Origin of the sequence: Bradyrhizobium macuxiense (assembly GCF_001542415.1) — a bacterium.
In the GTDB taxonomy this organism is placed as follows: Bacteria; Pseudomonadota; Alphaproteobacteria; order Rhizobiales; family Xanthobacteraceae; genus Bradyrhizobium; species Bradyrhizobium macuxiense.
On sequence record NZ_LNCU01000068.1, the window covers coordinates 1 to 2,814 of the forward strand.

1 protein-coding gene is annotated in these 2,814 nt (G+C 66.7%); it reads left to right on the forward strand.

Going from position 1 to position 2,814, the window contains the following annotated elements:
* A partial coding sequence (locus AS156_RS19280; protein ID WP_066507564.1) for a hybrid sensor histidine kinase/response regulator occupies window positions 1–2,730 on the forward strand: 2,730 nt, incomplete at its 5' end.
* Window positions 2,731–2,814 lie beyond the last annotated feature (84 nt).

A 2,814-nucleotide genomic window follows, 5' to 3' on the forward strand; every position in this document is an offset into this window, starting at 1 on the left:
ATGGACGATCTGTTGCGCGAGTTCCTGACGGAGAGCAGCGAGAGCCTGGACACGGTCGACAACCAGCTGGTGCAGTTCGAGCAGGATCCGAACAACGCGAAGATCCTGGATAACATTTTCCGCCTGGTGCACACGATCAAGGGGACCTGCGGCTTCCTCGGGCTGCCGCGGCTGGAAGCCTTGGCGCATGCCGGCGAGACGTTGATGGGCAAGTTCCGCGACGGCATGCCGGTGACGGCGGAGGCCGTGACGCTGATCCTGTCCTCGATCGACCGCATCAAGGAGATTTTGGCGGGGCTAGAGGCCACCGAAGCCGAGCCCGAAGGCAATGACCGCGACCTGATCGATCGATTGGAAGCCATGGTCGAACACGGCATGGCCATGATGGCCGCCGGCGAGACTTCTGCTGATGAAGCATCCGTGCCCGTCGTCGAGGCGCCGTCAGTGCAGCCGGCGATGGCCGAGGGCACGCTGGTGGCGCAGACGCTGGAGCGCCCGTTGCGTCCGGGCGAGGTCTCGCTCGACGAGCTCGAGCGCGCCTTCCGCGAGACCGCCACCGAAGTGGTCGCGCCGGCGCCGGTCGCCAAGCCTGTAGCCGCAGCACCCGCGGCTGACGCCGCCGAGCCCGCCAGGAAGCCGGCCCGCAAGACCGCCGCCGCGGAAGGTGAGGCCGAGGGCGGCGACAAGATCGCCAACCAGTCGATCCGGGTCAACGTCGACACCCTCGAACACCTGATGACGATGGTCTCCGAGCTGGTGCTGACCCGCAACCAGCTGCTCGAGATCAGCAGGCGCAACGAGGACACCGAGTTCAAGGTGCCGCTGCAGCGGCTCTCCAACGTCACCGCCGAGCTGCAGGAGGGCGTCATGAAGACGCGCATGCAGCCGATCGGCAATGCCTGGCAGAAGCTGCCGCGCATCGTCCGCGACCTCTCCGGCGAGCTCGGCAAGCAGATTGAACTGGAAATGCACGGCGCCGATACCGAGCTCGACCGCCAGGTGCTCGACCTGATCAAGGATCCGTTGACGCACATGGTGCGCAACTCCGCCGACCATGGGCTGGAGACCCCGGCCGAGCGGGCAGCCAGCGGCAAGGGCGAGCAGGGCACCATCCGTCTAAGCGCCTATCACGAGGGCGGCCACATCATCATCTGCATCGCCGACAATGGCCGCGGCCTCAACACCGAGCGGATCAAGGCCAAGGCACTCTCGAGCGGTCTCGTCACCGAGACCGAACTGGAGAAGATGACCGAAGCCCAGATCCACAAGTTCATCTTCGCGCCGGGCTTCTCGACGGCGGCCCAGGTCACCTCGGTGTCCGGCCGCGGCGTCGGCATGGACGTGGTGCGCACCAATATCGACCAGATCGGCGGCACCATCGACATCAAGAGCGTGGCCGGCGAGGGCGCCTCCGTCACCATCAAGATCCCGCTGACGCTTGCGATCGTCTCCGCCCTGATCGTGGAAGCCGGCGGCGACCGCTTCGCGATCCCGCAACTGTCCGTCGTCGAGCTGGTGCGGGCCCGCGCCAACTCCGAGCACCGCATCGAGCGCATCAAGGACACCGCGGTCTTAAGGCTGCGCAACAAGCTGTTGCCGCTGATCCATCTCAAGAAGCTCCTGAAGATCGACGACGGCGCGACCGCGGAGGCCGAGAACGGCTTCATCGTGGTGACGCAGGTCGGCAGCCAGACCTTCGGCATCGTGGTCGACGGCGTGTTCCACACCGAGGAGATCGTGGTCAAGCCGATGTCGACCAAGCTGCGCCACATCGACATGTTCTCCGGCAACACCATTCTGGGCGATGGCGCCGTCATCATGATCATCGACCCCAACGGCATTGCCAAAGCCTTGGGCGCCTCCGGCGCCTCGGCCCATGACATGGCCGACGACAGCGCCGCCGCGCACGCCGCCAGCGGCGAGCAGCTGACCTCGCTCCTGGTGTTCCGCGCCGGCACCTCGCAGCCCAAGGCGGTGCCGCTCGGCCTCGTCACCCGGCTGGAAGAGATCGCCACCGACAAGATCGAGCTCTCGAACGGCCGCTACATGGTGCAGTACCGCGAGCAGCTGATGCCGCTGGTGCAGATGGCTGGCGTCGAGGTGCAGACGCAAGGCGCGCAGCCGATCCTGGTGTTCGCCGACGACGGCCGCTCGATGGGGCTCGTGGTCGACGAGATCATCGACATCGTCGAGGAGCGGCTCAACATTGAGGTCGCGGGCTCGCAGGACGGCATTCTGGGCTCGGCGGTGATCAAGGGCCAGGCCACCGAGGTGATCGACGTCGGCCACTTCCTGCCGATGGCGTTTGCCGACTGGTTCTCGCGCAAGGAGATGCGGCCGTCGGCCAATGCGCAGTCCGTGCTCCTCGTGGACGACAGCGCCTTCTTCCGCAACATGCTGGCGCCGGTGCTGAAGGCCGCCGGCTACCGGGTGCGGACCGCGCCGACCGCGCAGGAGGGGCTCGCGGTGCTGCGCTCGGGGCAGGCCTTCGACGTCGTGCTGACCGACATCGAGATGCCCGAGATGAACGGCTTCGAGTTCGCCGAGGTGATCCGCGGCGACAGCAACCTGACCGGGCTGCCGATCATCGCGCTGTCGGCGATGGTGTCGCCGGCGGCGATCGAGCGCGGCCGGCAGGCCGGCTTCCACGACTATGTCGCCAAGTTCGACCGTCCCGGGCTGATCGCGGCGCTGAAGGAGCAGACCGTCGAGCTGCGGAACGCTGCGTAAGGAACAGATGCGATGACCAGCAAGACCGAAGCAGGCGAAGGCACCATGGCCGAATACGTCACCGCCGTGATCGGCGGGCAGCTG